We start from the raw sequence: 19,129 nt of genomic DNA on the forward strand, positions 1-19,129 counted from the left end.
GGCGCCACCCCGCCCCGCCGAGGCGGACTCGGGCGGGGCGGAATGTCAGGTGGAAAGAGCGCGGCGATTTAGGAGCGGGGCGGCCTGCCGATACCCGCTCCTCGCGTAGCGCCGTCACGCCCATGAGCCCACTCTCGATGAGCAGAGCCGACGTTCACCCGACGCTGATGGGCGTCCGGTGGGTGGCCTCGGCGGCCGCGGTCGCGATCCCGTTTTTCTGGATCACGTTCTACCTCCAGGACCCGAGCTACGACGACCCGTTCGTCGGGCGGCTCGCTCTGGCCACGCTGCCGCTCGGGCTGGTCGTTGCGACGTTCGTGAGCAGTCGGGTACAGCGGCGGCCGGGCCTGGTCGTCGTGCCGGTGGCCTACGCCGTCGTCGGGTACTTCGGGTGGGTCTCGCTCCGCAACGGGTACGACGGGCCGTGGGCGGTGGGGCAGATGTTCCCCACGTTCGCCTGCGCCCTCGTGGTGGGGTTCATGAGCGACAGCGCCCGGCGCACGGGCTGGCTGCTGGTGGGGCTCACGGCCCTCAACTCGGCGTTCGTTCTCCTCACACCCGAGCCCGGGATTCAGCCGGCGCTGGCCGTCGGAGCCTTCGTCTTTATCGGGATCAGCACCTACGTCATGGCCGCCGCGCGGCTCCGGGCGATCCAGGAGCTGTCGGAGACGAGCCGCCAGGTGGCGGCCCACCAGCGCGAGACGGAGGAGAACCGGCGGGTGCTGCGGACCCTCCTCGACGCGCTCCCCGACGCCATCTTCGTCGTCGACCGCGAGGGCCGGTTCGTCACCGCCAACGCCGTCAGCGTCGCTCAGTCGACAGTCGATGCCCTCTGTGACCTGGTCGGGAAGCGGGCGCACGACGTGTTCTCGCCGGCCGTCGCGTCGCTGATCCACAGCGGGCGGCTCCCGGTCCTCGAAACGGGCCGCGCCATCTTCGACACGGAACACGTCTACCCCGACGTGGGCGGGGGCGCCCGCGTGGTCTCGACGACGCGCGTCCCCCTGTACGACCGCGAGGGCGGGGTGGTCGGCGTCGTCGGGATCACGCGCGACGTGACCGAGCAGCACGAGGCCCGGGCCGCGCTCCTCGCCGCGAAGGAGGCGGCCGAGGCGTCGACGCGGGCGAAGAGCGAGTTCCTGGCCAACATGAGCCACGAGATCCGCACGCCCATGAACGGCGTCGTCGGCATGACGTCGCTCCTGCTCGGCACGGCCCTCGACGACGAGCAGCGCGAGTTCGTCGAGACCGTGCGCACGAGCGGCGACGCGCTCCTCACGCTCATCAACGACATCCTCGACTTCTCCAAGATCGAGGCCGGGCACCTCGACCTCGAAGCCCACCCGTTCGACGTGCGGCAGGCGGTCGAGGACGCGCTCGACCTCGTCGCGCAGCGCGCGGCGGCTACGGGCGTCGAGCTGGCCTACCACGTCGAAGACGGTGTCCCCCAGCAGGTCATCGGGGACATGACGCGCGTGCGTCAGGTGCTGGTGAACCTGCTCTCGAACGCGGTCAAGTTCACGCACGAGGGGAGCGTGTGCGTCCGCGTCTCGGCCGCCCCGCCCGAGGCCGCCCCGCCCGAGGCCGACGTGCTGGGTGAGGGCGGGGCGGTCGCGCTCCGGTTCGCGGTCGAGGACACGGGCATCGGGATCGCCGCCGACAAGGTCGGAGCCGTGTTCGGGAGCTTCACGCAGGCCGACGCCTCGACGACGCGGGAGTACGGGGGGACCGGGCTGGGGCTCGCCATCAGCCGGCGGCTCGTCGAGCTGATGGGCGGCGAGATCGGGGCCGAGTCGGAGGCCGGCGTGGGGTCTACGTTCACGTTCTCGGTCGCCGTCACGGTGGTGGCAGGCGAGCGCCAGGCGTTCCTCCAGCGCGAGCAGCCGGCGCTCGACGGCCGCCGCGTGCTCGTCGTCGACGACCACGCCGTCAACCGCGAGATCCTGACGCGGGTGGTGGAGCGCTGGGGCATGACGGCGGACGCGGTCGCCTCGGGCGGGGCGGGGCTCGCGGCGGTGGCCGAGGCGGACGGGGCGGGGCGGCCGTACGACCTCGTGCTCCTCGACATGCAGATGCCCGAGATGAACGGCGTGGAGACGGCCCAGCACCTCCAGGCGCGGCGCGCCGAGGCCGGCGACGGCCCCGCCGTCGTCCTGCTGACGTCGATCAACCGGGACGCCTCGCTCCGGGAGCGGGCGGCGGCGGCCGGCGTCCAGGCCGTGCTCTACAAGCCGACCAAGCCGGCTTCCCTCCACCGGACGGTCCTGGGCCTGTTCGGGGGCGGCTCCGACGGGCCGGACGCGGCGCCCGAGCGGCGGACGGCGTGGGTGGCTCGGCCGGGCGGGGCGGCGGCCGGCTCCGCTGCGCGGCCCCTCCGCATCCTGGTCGCCGAGGACAACGCGGTCAACCAGAAGGTGGCCCTCCGCCTGCTCGACCGCATCGGCTACACGGCCGACGTCGTCGCCGACGGCGCCGAGGCCGTCGACGCCGTCCAGCGGCAGGCCTACGACGTCGTACTCATGGACATGCAGATGCCCCACGTGGACGGGCTCGAAGCCACGCGCCGCATCCGCGCCGACCCCAACATCCACCAGCCCCGCGTCATCGCGCTCACGGCGAACGCGATGCGCGGCGACCGCGAGCTGTGCCTGGACGCCGGGTGCGACAGCTACCTCTCGAAGCCGGTCAACCGGGAGTCCCTGGCGGCGGCCATCGCGTCCGTCGCGGCGGGGCCGGCGGCCTCCGAGGCGGACCCGTTGCCCGCGTAGCGCCGGCAGGACCACCCCGCCCTCACACCCCGCTCAGCCGCCCCGCCCGGTTGCCCTGCCGCGCGAGGGCGGGGCGGTCTGCCCCGCTGCGCGTGGGCGGGGCGGTTTCTATAGTCCCGCCCCGCCCGGCCGATACCCGACGGGCGCCCCTCCGCCGCCATGCCGCTGCCCCCCGCCCTGCCACCCCGCCCCCACCACGAAGCCGGGGGGAAGGCCCTCGCCGAGTTCCGGTGGATGATGGGGATCGGCGCCGTCGCGAGCGTCGCCTTTTGGCTCCCGTACCGGCTCCTGGACCCGACGTACGTCGACCCTCTCGCCTACCGAGTCGCGTGCGCCGCGGTTTGCTCCGCGGTCATCGCGCTCACCCTCGTCTCCGCCGGCGTCCGCCGGAGGATCTACCCCGTCTCGGTCGTCGTGGCGTGCGGCCTGGTCGCGTACTTCACGTGGCTGGGAGTCCTCAACGGGCTGGACGGACCGTGGACCATGGGGATCTTCGTCGTGGGGAGCGGGCCGGCCATCATCATCGCACTGTACTCCCCGTCGACACGGTCCGTGTGGGGCGGGGTGGGGGCGCTCGTGGCGACCATGGCCGCTACGCTCGCCGTCGCCGGGGCGCCGGTCGGCGAGGCTCTCCTCCTCGTGTCGAACTTCGCCGTCATCGCCTCGCTCATCGCGATTACCGGGGCTGTCCACGTCCACGTGACGCGGGCGCTGCGGCGGAGTCGGGACGGCGTGGCCGCGCGGGAGCGGCTGCTGCGGACGCTCGTCGACGCCATCCCCGACGCCATCTTCGTCCGCGACGCCGAGGGCCGGTGCGTGGTGCGGAACGTCGCCGACGCCCGGCTGATCGGGCACGACGACCCGGCCGAGACAATCGGGCTCACCGTGTTCGACACGCTCCCCGCCCCGCTCGCCGCCGAGGTCGCGGCGGGGGACCAGGCCGTGATGGCGTCCGGCGAGGCCGTCCACGACCAGGAGGACTTCTACACAACCTCGGACGGCCGCGAGGTGTGGCTCTCGACGACGAAGGTCCCGCTCCGCGACGAGGGCGGGGCGGTCGTCGGGCTCGTCGGCGTCTCGCGCGACGTGACCGAGGCGAAGCGGGCCGAGGCCGCGCTCGTCGCCGCCAAGGAGGCCGCCGAAGACGAGCGGCGCGAGGCCGAGGAGCAGCGGGTCCTCCTCAGGACCGTCATCGACAGCCTCCCGGACTACGTCTACGTCAACGACCGGGCGGGGCGGTGCGTCACGCGGAACGCCTCGTGCTCGGCCATGCTGGGGTACGACCACGTCGAGGACGGCCTGGGCACGACGCCGTTCGACGTGCTCCCCGAGCCGGTGGCCCGGTACGACTGGGAGCGGCAGGTCCACGTGATGGAGACGGGCGAGACGCTGAGCGACGAGCAGTCGCTGACCATCGCCGGCGAGGAGCGGTGGTTCCACACGTCGAAGGTCCCGCTCCGGCAGGCCAACGGCGAGGTCGCTGGGCTCGTCGGCATCTTCCGCGACGTGACCGAGGCGCGGGCCGCCGAGGCCGCGCTCCGCGAGGCGAAGCGGGCGGCCGAGGCCCGCGAGCGCGAGGCGGAGGGGCAGCACGCGCTGCTCCGCGCGGTGATCGACACGGTCCCCGACGTCGTCGTCGCGATTGACAGGGACGGCCGCGTCCTCGCGGCCAACGTGGCCAGCCTCGCCGACGCGACGGTCGACTCGGTCGAGGCCGCCGTGGGGCGGTCGGTGTTCGAGGTGTTTGTCGGCTCGATGGCCAAGCAGATCTTCCGGAGCCGCCTCCCCGTGTTGGAGTCGGGCGAGGCCATCCTCGACGTGGAGCACCCGCTCGCCCGTCCCGACGGCGAGGAGCGGACAGGGCTAACCTCGCGGGTCCCGCTCTGCGACGGGGGCGGGGCGGTCGTCGGCGTGGTCGGCGTCACGCGCGACGTGACCGACGAGCGCCGCGCGCGGGCTGCCGTCGAGGACCAGAAGCGGCTGCTCCAGGCAACCGTCGACGCGCTCCCGCTCTCGGTCCTCGTCATGGACGCCGACTTCCGCGTCGCCCTCGCCAACGCCGACGCCAGCCGGTACAATCCGGTCGCGGCGCCCAGCGACATAATCGGGAAGCGGGCGGCCGACACGCTCCCCCCGGCGCTCGCCTGCGACATCGAAGGCCGGATGCAGGCCGTCCTCAAACGGAACGCGCCGGGCTGCCCGTTCGAGCACCCGCTCCTCAACGGGACCGGCGACCGGCGTACGGCCGAGACCACGCACGTCCCGCTCCGCGACGCCGCGGGCGGGGCGGTCGGGGTCATCGCCGTTACGCGCGACGTGACGGTCGAGCGGGAGGCCCAGAGCGCGCTGGTCGCGGCCAAGGAGGCGGCCGAGGCGTCGACGCGGGCGAAGAGCGAGTTCCTGGCCAACATGAGCCACGAGATCCGCACGCCCATGAACGGCGTCGTCGGCATGACGTCGCTCCTGCTCGGCACGGCCCTCGACGACGAGCAGCGCGAGTTCGTCGAGACCGTGCGCACGAGCGGCGACGCGCTCCTCACGCTCATCAACGACATCCTCGACTTCTCGAAGATCGAAGCCGGGCACCTCGACCTCGAGGAGGCCCCCTTCGATGTGCGGCAGGTGGTCGAGGACGCGCTCGACCTCGTGGCCCGGCCGGCGGCCGAGAAGGGCGTCGAGCTCGTCCACCTTGTCGATGCCGAGGTCCCGGCCGCCGTCGTCGGCGACGCGACGCGCGTGCGGCAGGTGCTGGTGAACCTGCTCTCGAACGCGGTCAAGTTCACGCACGAGGGGAGCGTGTGCGTCCGCGTCACGGCCGCCCCGCCCGAGGCCGCCCCGCCCGAGGCCGCCCCGCCCGAGGCCGCCCCGCCCGAGGCCGCCCCGCCCGAGGCCGACGCGCTGGGCGAGGGCGGGGCGGTCGCGCTCCGGTTCGCGGTCGAAGACACGGGCATCGGGATCGCCTCTGACAAGCTCGACCACGTGTTCGGGAGCTTCACGCAGGCCGACGCCTCGACGACGCGGGAGTACGGGGGGACCGGGCTGGGGCTCGCCATCAGCCGGCGGCTCGTCGAGCTGATGGGCGGCGAGATCGGCGTCGAGAGCGAAGCCGGCGTGGGGTCCACGTTCGCGTTCACCGTCCCGCTCGGCGTCGCGCGCCCGCCCCGCCCGCTGGCCCGCCGGGACGCCACGCTCGGGGGGCGCCGCGTGCTCGTCGTCGACGACAACGGGGTGGGCCGCGGGGTCCTCGCGCACCTTGTCGCCCGGTGGGGGGGCGAAGTCGAGGAGGCGGCGTCGGGGCCGGAGGCGCTCGCCGCCGTCGACCGCGCGGCGGGGGCGGGGCGGCCGGTCGACGTCGTCGTCCTCGACACGCAGATGCCCGGGATGAGCGGGCTCGACGTGGCCCAGGCGCTCGCCGCGCGCCCGGACGGGGCCGACTGCCCGGCCGTCGTCATGCTCACGTCGATCACGCGCGACCGCGCGGTCCGCGAGCAGGCGCTCGCCGCCGGCGCTTGCGCCGTGCTCTACAAGCCGGTCAAGCCGGACGCCCTCTTCGGCGCCCTCACCAACGCGCTCGCTTCGCCCTGCCCCGACGACGACGGTGGGGTGGGCGACGCCCCAGATGTGGGCGATACCCCGGACGCGGGCGGCACGCTCATCGTCCGGGCGGAGCGGGCTCCGCCCACTGTCCGCATCCTGCTGGCCGAGGACAACGTGGTCAACCAGAAGGTGGCCCTCCGCCTGCTCCAGCGGCTCGGCCACACGGCCGACGTGGTGGCCGACGGGGTCGAGGCCCTCGACGCGCTGGCCCTGCGCCCCTACGACCTCGTGCTCATGGACGTGCAGATGCCGCGGATGGACGGGCTCGAAGCCACGCGCCGCATCCGGGCCGACCTCCCGCCCGACCGCCAGCCCTACGTCCTCACGCTGACGGCGAACGCCATGCGCGGCGACCGCGAAACGTGCCTGGACGCCGGCGCCGACGACTACCTCACCAAGCCCGTCACCCTCGACGGCCTCCGCGACGCGCTCGCCAAAGCGGCCGGTCTGGGCCGCCCCGCCCCCGTGGCGGCGGCGTAGGGCGGGGCGGCGCGCGCAGGACGACCGTGCGCCTGGACCGGCGCGCGCGCGGACGCTGCGGACCGCCCGCCCCGCCCAGGAAGCGGGCGGGGTGGGACGCGGTCCCCGCCCCGACCGCCGCGGGATGGCGCTTGGCTTTCGCGCCTCGGATCCCGCCCCGCCCTTTACCCGGGGGCGAGGCGGGCCGATAGGAAGGGGACACCGACCCCGGCTCCATGTCCCTCTCTTCGCCCTCCGGCGACTTTGCTCAGTTCGGGTTCCCGGACCCGACGCCCGAGTTCGTCCTCATCACGACGGCCGGCGACGGCGACGGCCGCGCGCTCATCGACGGCGTGGTCGTGATCCCCGGCCTCCCCGTCTGCCGCGTCCGCATGCGGACCGACGAGGGGCGCGTCCACCGCGACGGCCCGGGCCGGCGGGCGCTCGTCGGCTACGTCCGCGCGGCGCTCCACGAGGACGTTGTGGCGGAGCTGCCGTGGAACTGAGCGGAGCGAAGTCGGCCTCCAGCTAGAGGCGGCGCTCGCGGGCGGGGCGGGGCGGGATCGGCCTCCCCGCGAGCACTGGAGCGGGCGGGGTGAGTCAGCGCCCGCCGTCGTCGTACGGGTCGCCGTACGCATCGTCGTAGCGTCCGTCGTCGTCGTCCTGCGGGCCGTCCGCCGCCCCGCCCCCGGAGCCCTTGAGGGCGGACCGGAGGTCGACGCCGCCGTTGGGGTCGAAGTCGAGCGTGCGGATGGGGAACGGGATCGTCACGCCGTTCGCGTCGAACGCCGCCTTGATGGCCTTGATGGCCCGGGACTGCGCGTCCAGGAAGTCGGTCTGCTTTCCGAACGAGACCCAGAACCGGAGCGTGAAGTTAATCGACGAGTCGCCGAACTCGCTGTAGTAGAGCTGGACCGGCTTGTCGCGGGCGATCCCGTCGAGCCCCTCGATGGCCCGGACCGCCACCCGCTCCGCGTGCTCGAGGTCGTCGCCGTAGCCCACGCCGCACGCCACGTCCACGCGCCGGTCGAGCCGGGCCGAGTAGTTCACGATGGGGTCCCCGAACACCTTCGCGTTGGGGACGATCACCTTCTGGCCCGCGAACGTGTCGATCACCGTCGACCGCAGCGAGATCTCCTTGACGGTGCCCATGAACCCGTTGGACTCGATGATCTGGCCGACCACGAACGGGTTGCGCACGGCCATGAGGACGCCGGCGATAAAGTTGGCCGCGATGTCCTGGAACGCGAACCCCAACGCCAGCCCGACGATCCCGGCCCCGGCCAGGAGGGTCGTCACGACGCCGCTGAGGCCGATGACCCGGAGCGCCAGGAACAGCCCGACGGCGAGCACGGCCACGTAGGCCAGCGTGCTCAGCAGCTCGACGACGTTCCGGGCCTGCGGCGCGTGGTCCGTCACCCGGAGCAGCAGGGCCGACACGACGCGCCGAGCGAGCCGGGCCAGGAACGCGGCCGCGACGACGATGAGGACGGCGACGAACAGGTTCGGCAGGAGCACGACGAGCCCCTCGTACCACTCGCCCAGCTTGATCCACAGCCCCGACGCCGCGTCGCTCACGTCGAGGGGCTGGAGGACGAGCGAGTCGACGGCGGCCGAGTCGGGGGCGGGCGGGGCGGTCTGCATGGGGCGGTCGGGGGGGGGCGGAAGCTACGGAGCGCCCGCGGCGTCCTCCATCCCCGCCTCGGCGGCCCGGTCGAGAGCCTGCACGAACGCCTCGACCGGCTGCGCGCCCGAGAGCGCGAACTGTCCGTCGAACAGGTAGAGCGGGACGCCCGAGATCCCGGACTGCGCGGCAATCTCCTGGCTCCGCCGGACGTCAGCCTCGAAGCGGTCGTCGCCGAGCAGCGCGCGGGCGTCGGCGGCGGGGAGCCCAGCGTGCTCGGCGATGGCTACGAAGTCCTCGGCGTCGTTCAGGTCGCGGCCGTCGGAGAAGTAGCCCTCGAACAGGGCGTCGGCCGTCTCGAAGGCGCGGTCGTAAGTGGCGCCGAGGAGCACGAGGCGGTGGGCGTCGGTGGTGTTGGGCGCCCCGGCCAGCCGGTCGAACCGGAACGCGAGCCCGGCCTCCCGCCCCGCCCGCGTGACGTGGTCGAAGGCGGCGCTCATGGCGTCGGCGCCGCCGAACTTCTGCTCGAAAAACGGCTCACGCGGGGCGCCCTCGCGGGGGAGCCCGGGCTGGAGCTGGAACGGCCGCCACCGCCGCTCGACGCCCAGGTGCGGCCGGGCGTCGAGGGCGGCCGCGAGGCGCGCCTCCCCGATGTAGCACCACGGGCAGGCGATGTCAGCGAACACGTCGAGGGTCATGGGGGATGGGGGATGGGGGATGGGGGATGGGGGATGGGGGATGGGGGATGGGGGATGGGGGATGGGGGATGGGGGATGGGGGATGGGGGATGGGGGATGGGGCGGGCGCCGCGAAAAGTTCCGGCCACCCCGCCGTGTGTCGTAGGGACGACCGCCGCCCCGCCCGAGGCCGCCCCGCCCGCGTAGCACCATAGGGACACGACGCGTCGTGTCTGGGGCGGGCGGGGCGGTCTTGGACGGCCCCAGCCCTGTGACCCCAGCCTCGTCCGGCCGCCCCGCCCGTCTGAGCGGCCGCCCGCCGTGGGAGCAGCCAGACCCGCCACCGCACGTCGGCAGCGGGGGCGGGGTGGTCGCTACGCCGCCCCGCCCCGCTCGCCGAGGCGGCGCTCGGCGTGCGCCAGCATGGCCGGCGTGTCCACGTCCTGCCAGAACCCGTCGCCCACGTCGAGCGCCGCCATCCGGCCCCGCTCGGCCAGGCGGCGGACGCCGTCGGAGAGCGCGGCGTCGCCCCGCTCGCGGTCGACGGCGGCGAGCGCGTCCGGGAGGGCGTCCGTGCACACGAAGACGCCCGTGTCGACGGCGTCGAACGCCTCCAGCTCCTTCCCGATCGCCACGACGCGGCCGTTCGCCGTCTGCACCTTGGTCGCGTCGTCCATGTCGAAGACCGTCTCCAGCTTGTAGTCCACGAGCAGCGTCGCGCCGTCCGGGGCGGGGCGGTGGTCGCGCACGAGGTCCCACACCTCGTCGCCCACGACGTGGTCGGCCATCGTGAGCACGAACGGGCCGTCGAGGTGCGGCCGCGCGGCCAGGACCGAGACGCCGTTCGAGTCGGCGTACCGCTCGTTGACCACGAACGCCAGCTCCAGCGGCCCGTCGTAGGCCGCCTCGACGCCTGCGCGCACCTCGTCCGGCTCGAACCCCAGGACCACGACGGCTCGGGCGCACCCCGCCCGTTCGAGGCCGCGGAGCGTCCGCGCGGCGAGCGGGACGCCGGCGACCGGCGTGAGCGGCTTGAGCGCCGTGCCCGCGTCGACGCCGGCGAGGCGCGAGCCGAACCCGGCGGCGAGGACGAGCCCCGCCCGCCCTGCGGGCTCCCGCCCCGCCCCGCCCGTGCCCGCCGGGGCGGGGTGGCCGGCGGCGCTCACGAGGCGTCCGCGTTCTCGTAGATCTCGTCGTTTTCCGAGAGGTGCGTGAGCGGCTCCTCGCCCATCATCACGCGGAGCGTGTTCTTGAGTCGGACGTGCTGGATGAACAGGTCGTGCTCGGGCACGTGGCCGACCTCGACGTGCGGGCTCTTAAAGTAGAACGAGAGCCACTCCTGGACGCCCGACCGCCCCGCCCGCGAGGCCAGGTCGAGGAAGAGCGCGAGGTCGAGCACGATGGGCGCCGCCAGGATCGAGTCGCGGCACAGGAAGTCGACCTTGATCTGCATCTTGTAGCCCAGCCAGCCGAAGATGTCGATGTTGTCCCAGCCCTCCTTCTCGTCGCCCCGCGGCGGGTAGTAGTTGATGCGGACTTTGTGGTAGAGGTCTTTGTAGAGGTCGGGGTAGACGTCGGGCTGGAGGATGGAGTCGAGCACGCCCGTCTTCGTCACCTCCTTGGCGCGGAAGCTGTCGGCGTCGTCGAGGATCTCGCCGTCGCGGTTGCCCAGGATGTTGGTCGAGAACCAGCCGTTGACGCCGAGCATCCGGGCCTTCATGCCCGGGGCCAGGATCGTCTTCATGAGCGTCTGGCCCGTCTTGAAGTCCTTGCCCGCGAGCGGGACGCCCTTCTCCTCGGCCAGCTGCTCCAGGGCCGGCACGTCCGCCGAGAGGTTGGGGGCGCCGTTCGCGTACGGGACGCCCTCCATGATGGCGGCGTAGGCGTAGAGCTGGGACGGCGAGATGGCCGGATCGTCGTCCGCGAGCCCCTTCTCGAACGCCTCGACCGTCTCGTGGCACGGGGCGGGGCGGAGGTACACCTCCGTCGACCCGCACCACACCATGACGGCGCGCGCGGCGCCGGTCTCGTCGAGCCGCCGGCGGATGTCGGCGCGGAGCGCCTCGGCCCACTCCTTCTTGGTCCCCTTCGGCTTCACGTTCGGGCCGTCGAGGCGGCGGACGTACTGCTGGTCGAAGGCGGCCTCCATCGGCTTCACCGTCCGCAGGAAACCCTCCATGGGCGCCAGCTCGTGCTTGTCGATCACGCCGGCGTGGAGCGCCGCGTCGTAGGCGTCGGCCGCGTGGACGTCCCACGCCCCGAACTCCAGGTCGCCGAGCGGGGCGATGTCGCAAAAGTCGCGGATGAGCGGCGTCCGGTTCTCGGACCGCGCGCCCAGCCGGATCGTCTGCATCTGCGAGAGCGACCCGAAGGGCTGCCCCGCCCCCTGCCGCACCATCTCGACGCCGGCGACGAAGGTGGTGGCCACGGCGCCGAGGCCGGGCGTGAGCACGAGGAGCTTTCCTTCGTGCGGGGTGACGGCGTGGTGAGCCATGAGAGCGGGGTGGAGGGGGAGATTGCCTGCCCGCGAAGCTACGGCCGGTGCCGTGAGCCGCCCCGCCCTCTCCGCCGCGGGCGCCCGCCCCGCGCCGCCGGGGGCGGGGTGGGAGCGCCGTCCGCCCCGCTCGGCCCGAAACGTTCACGGGCAGACCCCGGCTTCTAAACGGACGATTCCCGCACGGGCGGGGCGGGCCGAGATCGAGGGCGGGGCGGCCCCGGCGTAACCCGCTTCTCCGAGCGCCGTACGGGCGCCCCGAACCGCCGCCCCGCCCCATGGCCAAGGCTCCGCTCCCGGTGCGTCTCGCCGCCCCGCCCCTCGTGCCGTCTAGTGTCGCGTTCCTGCGGCTGGTCTGGCGCGAGCTGGCCGCCCCGCCCGTCGTGGACGCGGCCTTCCCAGGCGTCCGCCTGGCCGACGTGCCCGTCACGCTGGGCGGGTTGGGGGACGGCGCGCTGTCCGTGGCGGGGACGCTGTCGCTCCACCGGACGGCAGCGGGCGCGCACCGGCTCGGCGTGGAGTTGCCGCACCCGCTGTTCGGCGGGCTCCGGCTGCCGGTGCGGCGGCGCGTCTACTCGCTGGACGACGTGCTTGACGTCCGGTGGGAGCCGGGGCGCTGGGGCGGCACGCTCCGGCTGACGCCGATGGAGCGGGGCGGCCTCCGCGACCTCCCGGGCCGGCCCCGCGGCGCCGTCTCGTTCGGCGTCGGGCGGGGCGACCGGGCGCGGGCCGAGGCGTTCGCCCACGCCGTCGCCGTGGCAGACCTGCCGGCGTAGTGGCGGCGCTGACACCCGGTTGCCGAGTAGTTGCGACACGCCCACCCCGCCCTCTTCCTCTGGGTGAGGGGCGGGGACACGGGCGGGGTGGCGAATGCCTTGCAAACTCAGCGATTCCGTGTCAGAACCGAGACGAGGGAGCGGCGGCGACGGGCGAAAACGAACGGAGGGACGAGCGTTTGTCTGCCCGTCCCTCCATCCCCGATCCCTCCCTCATCCCCCGGCTACAGGTCCTCCCAGTACTCGGCCGGCATGTCCTGCGCGAGCGCGAGCGCGCCCTGGGCGCCGCTGTAGAGCGGGTCGTCGACGGTGCGGACGCGGGCGGGGCCGGTCTTGGCGAGCTCGGCTTCGAGCATCTCGGCGAGCCCGCGGATCTGGCCCCCGCCGCCGGCGAGGTACACGTTCTTGCGGACGGTCTCCTGGAAGTCGGGCTCGTAGCGCGAGAGGAGGTCGGCGGCCGCCTCGACGAGGGCCGGGACGATGCTCTCGCACGAGGCCCGGAGGTCGTCCGTCACGTCGTAGTCGCCGAGCGTGGAGGCGTCGGCGCCGCGCGCCGAGACCTTGCCCTCGGGCTCGCCGACGAACGCCGAGGCCTCCTTGACCTGGCGGAGCGTGGTCTCGCCAAAGCGGACGGACGGGTACCGCTCGCTGAGGCGCCGCGCGAGCTGGCGGTCGATGGCGTCGCCGGCCAGCGTGAGCGTCCGCTGGTCCTCCTCGGTCGGCATCGTCCCGTGCATGACGCACAGGTCGGCCGTGCCGGCGCCGATGTCGACGATCATGGCGCCGTCGAGCGCGTCGATCCCGTAGGCGACGGCGAACGGCTCGGACACGATCATGAGCGCCTCGGCCAGGTCGCCGACGACGTCGCGGACGGCCGCCTTGCTCGCGTGGAGCGCCTCGGCCGGCACGCCGATCGCAGCGCGGACAGGCTGGTCGTCCTCGGTCTGGACGGCTTCGAGCAGGTGGCGAATCAGCTCGCGCACGGCCTCGTGGTCGCGCTCGGAGCCCTCGCGGATCACCCCGCCCTCGAGCGGGCGCACGAGGTCGAGCGACATCCGGTGGCGGACGGCGTCCGCGCCGTAGAGGACCTCTTTCCCGAGCATCTTGCGGGAGACGAAGTCCTTGGGCCAGCCGACGTAGCTCTCGACCCACGTCGTCTTCTCGTTCGAGGCGGCCGCCGCGCTCCGCGACGTGCCCAGGTCGATGCCCACGTGGAGCGGGGCGGAGGTCTTATCGGTCTTCTTCGCGGGGGGCATCGGCGGCGGCGGGTGGGGGGGAGCCCTGAAGGTACGTGAGGACGCCCGCTTCGAGCGCGGCGGCGATCGCGTCGCGGTAGGCCGCCGTGCGCAGGCGGTCCTCCTCGGCGGGGTTGCTGAGCGCCGTGATCTCGGCCAGGATCGCCGGCGCCTCGGTGTGCAGGAGCACGGCGAACGGGGCCGGCTTGGCGCCCCAGTCGGCCCGCGACACGAGGCCGCCCTGGTCCACGAGCGCCCGCTGCACCGACTCGGCGAGCGCCCGCGACTCCTGGAGCTTGACGGCCATGCCCGCTCGGCGCACGGCCGCGTTGAACTCGGCGACCGAGAACCCGCCGCCCGCGTTGCCGGCCCGCGCCAGCGCCCGCGCCGCCGAGTCGGCCTCGACGCCGAAGTAGTACGTCTCGACCGGCGCCAGCGCCGGGTCGGGCAGCGCATTGACGTGGACCGAGACGTAGAGGTCGGCACCGGCTTGGTCAGCGAACGCGACGCGCTCGGCCAGCGACACGGCGCGGTCGTCGTCGCGCGTCAGGAGCACGCGGTAGTCGCCGCCCCGCTCGAGCCGGTCGCGGAGCCGCCGGGCCACGTCGAGCGTGACGGCCTTCTCCTCCAGCCGTCCCGGGCCGACGGCGCCGGGGTCGTAGCCCCCGTGGCCGGGGTCGACCACGATCGTCCGCACGTCGAGGCCCAGCACGTCGGCCACGCCGCCCGAGCCGGCGGGGCGGGGCGGGGCGGGGTCCTCCAGCGCGCCCGCGTCCGCGGCGGGGGGCGAGGGCGGGGCGGGCTCGGGCCGCGCGAGCGCCCACGCCCCCACGGCGGCGAGCGCGACGGCGAGCGCCGCGGCGACGGCCACCCACGCCCGCCCCGCCCCGCCCCGCTCGGGCGGCGGCGGCGTGGGGGCGGGGCGGCGCCGGCGGGGCGGCGGCGTGCCGGTCCGGTTGGTCTCGTAGACCTCGCGGAGGATGGCCTGTTTGCCGGGGCGGCGCCCGGGCGGGGCCTGAGCCATGAGTGCACGGGGCGGGGGGACCGTCCCCGCAGTCTACGCCGCCCCGCCCGGGCGGGGTGGGCTCCGGGCGGACGGGGTGCGGGCGGGCGGGCGCTCTGGGCGGGGCGGGGTGGGGTGGGGTGGGCGCACAAACCCGGCCGCCCCGCCCGCTCAGGCGCCGCCCCGCTCCGACCGTTCGAGCACGTACTGGAAAATGAGCGGCGCCACGATCGTCGCGTCCGACTCGACGATGAAGCGCGGCGTGTCCGGGCCGAGCTTGCCCCACGTGATCTTCTCGTTGGGGACGGCGCCCGAGTACGACCCGTAGCTCGTGGTCGAGTCCGAGATCTGGCAGAAGTAGGCCCACAGCGGCGTCCGCCGGTCGAGGTCCTGCTCCAGCATGGGGACCACGCAGATCGGGAAGTCGCCGGCGATGCCGCCGCCGATCTGGAAAAAGCCGATGCCCGCGCCGTCGGCGTTGGCCGTGTACCAGTTGGCCAGCCACGTCATGAACTCGACCCCGTGCTTGACGGTGTGCGGGCTCTTGACGTCGCCGGCCAGGACGTGCGCGGCGAAGATGTTGCCCGTCGTCGAGTCCTCCCAGCCCGGCGTCACGATCGGCAGGTCGGCCTCGGCGGCGGCCACGAGCCAGCTGTCTTTGGGGTCGATCTGGTAGAACTCCTCCAGACGGCCCGAGCGGATGATCCGGTAGAGCACCTCGTGCGGGAACAGACGCTCGCCTCGCTCCTCGGCCCCGCGCCACTCGTCGACGAGCGCGGCCTCGATGCGGCGGAACGCCTCCTCCTCGGGGATGCACGTGTCGGTCACGCGGTTCATGCCGCGCTCCAGGAGCGCCTGCTCGTCGGCCGGCGTGAGGTCGCGCCAGTTCGGGAGGCGCTCGTAGTGGTCGTGCGCGACGAGGTTGAACAGGTCCTCTTCGAGGTTCGCGCCCGTGCACGAGACGATGTGGACGTGCCCGCGGCGGATCATGTCCGCGAGCGAGAGCCCGATCTCGGCCGTCGACATGGCGCCGGCGAGGGCGACGAGCATCCGCCCGCCGCCGTCGACGTGGGCGCGGTACGCCTCGGCGGCGTCGACGAGCGCGGCGGCGTTGAAGTGGCGGTAGTGGTGGCGGAGGAAGTCGGAGACGGGGCGGTCGGACACGGCTCGGGCGGGGCGGGGTGGTCGGGGAGATGCGGACGGTGGCCTCGGGACGTTCACGGGAGCGCGGGCGGTCCGCCGTCGTAGCTTTTTCGCCGGCTCTCCAGGCCGCCCCGCCCGCTCCTGTAGCCTGCGCCGCCCCGCCCGAGCTCACCCCCCGCTTTCCGGCAGGTCGCCTCGCTCCCGGCGCACAAACGGGGGGTGCATTCCCACCGCCCCACGCGCGCCTCGTTCCCGACTCGGGCGGGGCGGTGCCCCCGCCCGAACCGCCCCGCCCCGCTCGCGTCCGAGCGCCCCGTCACCCCGCCCCGCCCGCCGTTGCAGATCGACGCCCCGACCGTTTCCGAGACCGCCCCGCCCGAGGCCGCGTGGGCGCCCGCCGACGCCGTCGGCCTGTACCACATGGGCGCCTGGGGCGAGGGGTACTTCGGGGTCAACGACGCCGGCCACGTCGTCTGCCGGCCGGACCCGCGGCGCGAGGGCGAGATCGATCTGGCCGCCGTCGTCGACGAGGTGGTCGCCGGCGGGCTGCGGCTCCCGGCTGTCGTCCGGTTCCAGGATTTGCTCGACACGCGTGTGCGCCAGCTCAACGAAGCGTTCCAGGCGGCGATCGCCGAGGCCGGCTACGGCGGCGCCTACACGGGCGTCTACCCGGTCAAGGTGAACCAGCTCCGCGAGGTGGTCGACGAGATCGTCGAGGCGGGGCGGCCGTACGGGTTCGGGCTCGAGTGCGGGTCGAAGACCGAGCTCGTGGCCACGCTCCCGCGGCTCGAGTCCGACGACACGCTGTGCCTGGTCAACGGATACAAGGACGCGGCCATGCTCGGGCTCATCCTGACGTTCCAGCGGCTGGGCCGGCGCGTGCTCCCGATCGTCGAGAAGACGGCCGAGCTCGACCAGTTCCTCGCGCTCGCCGAGGCGGCCGGGCAGCCGGCCCGGTTTGGGCTCCGCGTCAAGCTCTCGGCCGTGGCCCCGGGGCCGTGGACGAAGTCGGGCGGGACGCTCTCGAAGTTCGGCGTCTCGCTCCCCGAGGTCGTCGACGTCGCCGACCGCCTGCTGGCGACGGGCCGCGCCGACGCGCTCCGGCTCCTCCACTTCCACGTGGGCAGCCAGATCGGCGACGTGGGCGCGCTCAAGACGGCCGTCCGCGAGATCACGCGCGTCTACGCCCACCTCACGAAGCGCGGCCTCGAGATCCCGTACCTCGACGTGGGCGGCGGGCTCGGCGTGAACTACGAGGCGCTCCCGCTGGGGGCGGGGCGGGGCGGCGTCGACTACTCGATGCAGGAGTACGCCAACGCCATCGTCTACGCGGTGGGCGAGGTGTGCGAGGCCGAGGGCGTGGCCCCGCCCCACCTCGTGAGCGAGAACGGCCGCGCGGTCACGGCGCACCACTCGGTCTTGGTGGTGGACGCGCTCGAGCAGACCGAGAAGCCGGGCGTCGCCGACGACTTCGCGCTCCCGGCCGACGCCCACCCGGTCGTCCGCGACCTCGACGCGCTCCGGGCGTCGGCGGGCGGGGCGGTCGGGCTGGGCGAGCTCCTGGAGGTCGTCCACGACGCGACCGAGGCCCGCGAAAAGGCCGAGGCCCTGTTCCAGTACGGCTACCTCGACATCGGGCCGATGGCGCTCGCCGAGCGCCTGTACTGGACCGTCTGCCGGGCCGTCCACGCCCGCGTCGAGGCGGCGGACCCGGACTGGACCCCGCCCGAGCTGGAGGCGCTGGGCGACGCGCTCGCCGACCAGGTGCTCTGCGACTTCTCCGTCTTCCAGTCGCTCATGGACCACTGGGCGCTGGGCCAGCGCTTCCCCATCGTCCCCATCGCGCGGCTCGACGAGCGGCCGACGCGGCGCGCGCGGCTCGTCGACATCACGTGCGACTCGGACGGCGAGGTGGCCCGGTTCGTCTCGCCTGAGGGCGACAAGCACGCGCTCGAAGTCCACGACATCGGGGGCGAGGGCGGGGCGGGGCGGCCGTACCGGCTCGGCGTGTTCCTCGTCGGCGCCTACCAGGACATCCTGGGCGACGCGCACAACCTGTTCGGCGGCGTCGCCGAGGCCCACGTCTACCTCGACGAGACGGAGCCCTCGGGCTACTACGTCGAGGAGACGCTGCCGGGCACGACGGTCGAGCAGATGCTGGCCCGCGTCCAGTACTTCCCGTCCGAGCTCCAGACGCGCGTGCAGGCGTTGCTCCGCGAGAAGACGAAGGGCGGGGTGGTCCGCCCGAAGCAGGCCCAGGCCATCCTCGCCGACTACCGCGCCCTGTTCGACGCCTCGACGTACCTCGATGCGAGCGACGGGTGACGGGTAACGAGTAAAGGGCAAAAGGCCCTTCGCCGCCCCGCCCGTCCTCCTCCTGCCCGTCACCCGTCACTCCTCACTCTTTACCCGTTTTGCCTGACCCCTTGAAGATCGGCCTGGTCCAGATGTCGATGACGACGGACCGCGACGCCAACCTCGCCCGCGCCCAGGACCTCGTGCGCGAGGCGGCCGGGCGGGGCGCCGGCGTCGTGTGCCTGCCCGAGCTGTTCCTCTCGCCGTACTTCTGCAAGACCGAGAGCCCGGAGCCGTTCGCCTGGGCCGAGCCCGTGCCCGGGCCGACGACCGAGGCGCTGGAGCCGCTCGCGGCCGAGCTCGATGTCGTCGTCGTGGCGAGCCTGTTCGAGCGGCGCGCGCGCGGGCTCTACCACAACACGGCGGCCGTGATCGACGGGCCGCGCGGCTACCAGGGCAAGTACCGGAAGATGCACATCCCGGACGATCCTCTGTATTACGAGAAATACTACTTCACGCCGGGCGACCTGGGGTTTTTGAACTGGGAGACCTCGAAGGGCGACCTCGGCGTGCTCGTCTGCTGGGACCAGTGGTACCCCGAGGCCGCGCGGCTCACGGCGCTCCAGGGCGCCGAGATTCTTTTCTATCCGACCGCGATTGGTTGGCATCCGGGCGAAAAGGACGAGCACGGCGAGGCGCAGCGCGAGGCGTGGATCACCGCTCAGCGCGCCCACGCCATCGCCAACGGCGTCTACGTGGTCGCCGTCAACCGGACGGGCTTCGAGCCGGTCACGCTCGACGACCCGGACGCGGAGCGGGCGGGGCGGGGCATCGAGTTCTGGGGCTCGTCGTTCGTCGCCGGGCCGGACGGCCGCGTCCTGGGCCAACTCGGGCAGGACGAGGAGGGCGTGCTCGTGGTCGAGGCCGACCTCGGCGCCATCGGCGACCAGCGCCACGGGTGGCCGTTCCTCCGCGACCGCCGCGTCGACGCCTACGGCGGCGTCACCGAGCGCTACGGGCGGTGAGGGGGACGAGGTACCGGGTACGAGGTACGCCGC

At 73.9% G+C, this 19,129-nt stretch carries 13 protein-coding genes; 6 read left to right on the forward strand and 7 right to left on the reverse strand.

Going from position 1 to position 19,129, the window contains the following annotated elements:
• Positions 1-122: 122 nt before the first annotated feature.
• The 3 genes from RQM47_RS08015 (at position 123) to RQM47_RS08025 (ending at position 7,330) form a co-directional block, all read left to right on the forward strand.
• Positions 123-2,768 carry a response regulator gene (locus RQM47_RS08015; protein ID WP_314008372.1) on the forward strand — a complete coding sequence of 882 codons (2,646 nt, stop codon included), beginning with the start codon at positions 123-125 and terminating at the stop codon, positions 2,766-2,768.
• Positions 2,769-2,927: 159 nt separating this feature from the next.
• The gene (locus RQM47_RS08020) at positions 2,928-6,845 is read left to right on the forward strand and encodes a PAS domain-containing hybrid sensor histidine kinase/response regulator (RefSeq protein ID WP_314008375.1); all 3,918 of its coding nucleotides are present in this window, start codon (positions 2,928-2,930) and stop codon (positions 6,843-6,845) included.
• Between the two features lie 215 nt (positions 6,846-7,060).
• The gene (locus RQM47_RS08025) at positions 7,061-7,330 is read left to right on the forward strand and encodes a hypothetical protein (RefSeq protein WP_311662278.1); all 270 of its coding nucleotides are present in this window, start codon (positions 7,061-7,063) and stop codon (positions 7,328-7,330) included.
• 94 nt (positions 7,331-7,424) lie between these two features.
• Here RQM47_RS08025 and RQM47_RS08030 read toward each other — a convergent pair whose 3' ends face one another.
• From RQM47_RS08030 to RQM47_RS08045, 4 genes are all read right to left on the reverse strand, one after another.
• Entirely contained in the window at positions 7,425-8,468 is a 1,044-nt protein-coding gene (locus RQM47_RS08030) for a mechanosensitive ion channel family protein (RefSeq protein WP_311662279.1), read from the reverse strand.
• A 24-nt stretch (positions 8,469-8,492) separates the two neighbouring features.
• A complete protein-coding gene (locus RQM47_RS08035; protein ID WP_311662280.1) occupies positions 8,493-9,146 on the reverse strand; it encodes a DsbA family oxidoreductase in 654 nt (217 codons plus the stop codon).
• 353 nt (positions 9,147-9,499) lie between these two features.
• Positions 9,500-10,291 carry an NTP transferase domain-containing protein gene (locus tag RQM47_RS08040; protein WP_311662281.1) on the reverse strand — a complete coding sequence of 264 codons (792 nt, stop codon included), beginning with the start codon at positions 10,289-10,291 and terminating at the stop codon, positions 9,500-9,502.
• Positions 10,288-11,619 (reverse strand): inositol-3-phosphate synthase, encoded by a 1,332-nt coding sequence (locus RQM47_RS08045; protein WP_314008378.1) that lies wholly within the window; start codon positions 11,617-11,619, stop codon positions 10,288-10,290. Before RQM47_RS08045 ends, RQM47_RS08040 begins: the two co-directional genes overlap by 4 nt.
• Positions 11,620-11,897: 278 nt before the next feature.
• Between RQM47_RS08045 and RQM47_RS08050 the strand changes: the two genes are divergently transcribed.
• Positions 11,898-12,395, forward strand: coding sequence for a hypothetical protein (locus RQM47_RS08050; RefSeq protein ID WP_314008381.1), 498 nt, complete (start codon positions 11,898-11,900; stop codon positions 12,393-12,395).
• Positions 12,396-12,619: 224 nt separating this feature from the next.
• Here the strand turns inward: RQM47_RS08050 and RQM47_RS08055 are convergent, their stop codons facing one another.
• The 3 genes from RQM47_RS08055 to RQM47_RS08065 all read right to left on the reverse strand — a co-directional run bounded on the left by RQM47_RS08055 (position 12,620) and on the right by RQM47_RS08065 (position 15,797).
• Positions 12,620-13,651, reverse strand: coding sequence for a rod shape-determining protein (locus RQM47_RS08055; RefSeq protein WP_311662284.1), 1,032 nt, complete (start codon positions 13,649-13,651; stop codon positions 12,620-12,622).
• A complete protein-coding gene (locus RQM47_RS08060) occupies positions 13,626-14,654 on the reverse strand; it encodes an N-acetylmuramoyl-L-alanine amidase (protein WP_314008384.1) in 1,029 nt (342 codons plus the stop codon). Before RQM47_RS08060 ends, RQM47_RS08055 begins: the two co-directional genes overlap by 26 nt.
• Positions 14,655-14,804: 150 nt before the next feature.
• Positions 14,805-15,797 carry a deoxyhypusine synthase family protein gene (locus tag RQM47_RS08065; RefSeq protein ID WP_311662286.1) on the reverse strand — a complete coding sequence of 331 codons (993 nt, stop codon included), beginning with the start codon at positions 15,795-15,797 and terminating at the stop codon, positions 14,805-14,807.
• Positions 15,798-16,112: 315 nt separating this feature from the next.
• Between RQM47_RS08065 and speA the strand changes: the two genes are divergently transcribed.
• A complete protein-coding gene (speA, locus tag RQM47_RS08070; protein ID WP_314008387.1) occupies positions 16,113-18,101 on the forward strand; it encodes a biosynthetic arginine decarboxylase in 1,989 nt (662 codons plus the stop codon).
• Positions 18,102-18,202: 101 nt separating this feature from the next.
• Entirely contained in the window at positions 18,203-19,096 is an 894-nt protein-coding gene (locus RQM47_RS08075) for a carbon-nitrogen hydrolase (protein ID WP_314008390.1), read from the forward strand.
• The last annotated feature ends 33 nt before the right edge of the window (positions 19,097-19,129 follow it).

Origin of the sequence: Rubrivirga sp. S365 (genome assembly GCF_032248475.1) — a bacterium.
Classification (GTDB): Bacteria; Bacteroidota; Rhodothermia; order Rhodothermales; family Rubricoccaceae; genus Rubrivirga; species Rubrivirga litoralis.

What these genes read in the sequence shown, in the direction of transcription:
- RQM47_RS08015 (WP_314008372.1), top strand. Translation starts at nt 123, where the DNA reads ATGAGCCCACTCTCGATGAGCAGAGCCGACGTTCACCCGACGCTGATG.
- RQM47_RS08025 (WP_311662278.1), top strand. Translation starts at nt 7,061, where the DNA reads ATGTCCCTCTCTTCGCCCTCCGGCGACTTTGCTCAGTTCGGGTTCCCG.
- RQM47_RS08020 (WP_314008375.1), top strand. Translation starts at nt 2,928, where the DNA reads ATGCCGCTGCCCCCCGCCCTGCCACCCCGCCCCCACCACGAAGCCGGG.
- RQM47_RS08055 (WP_311662284.1), bottom strand. Translation starts at nt 13,651, where the DNA reads ATGCCCCCCGCGAAGAAGACCGATAAGACCTCCGCCCCGCTCCACGTG.
- RQM47_RS08060 (WP_314008384.1), bottom strand. Translation starts at nt 14,654, where the DNA reads ATGGCTCAGGCCCCGCCCGGGCGCCGCCCCGGCAAACAGGCCATCCTC.
- RQM47_RS08035 (WP_311662280.1), bottom strand. Translation starts at nt 9,146, where the DNA reads ATGACCCTCGACGTGTTCGCTGACATCGCCTGCCCGTGGTGCTACATC.
- RQM47_RS08045 (WP_314008378.1), bottom strand. Translation starts at nt 11,619, where the DNA reads ATGGCTCACCACGCCGTCACCCCGCACGAAGGAAAGCTCCTCGTGCTC.
- RQM47_RS08050 (WP_314008381.1), top strand. Translation starts at nt 11,898, where the DNA reads ATGGCCAAGGCTCCGCTCCCGGTGCGTCTCGCCGCCCCGCCCCTCGTG.
- RQM47_RS08030 (WP_311662279.1), bottom strand. Translation starts at nt 8,468, where the DNA reads ATGCAGACCGCCCCGCCCGCCCCCGACTCGGCCGCCGTCGACTCGCTC.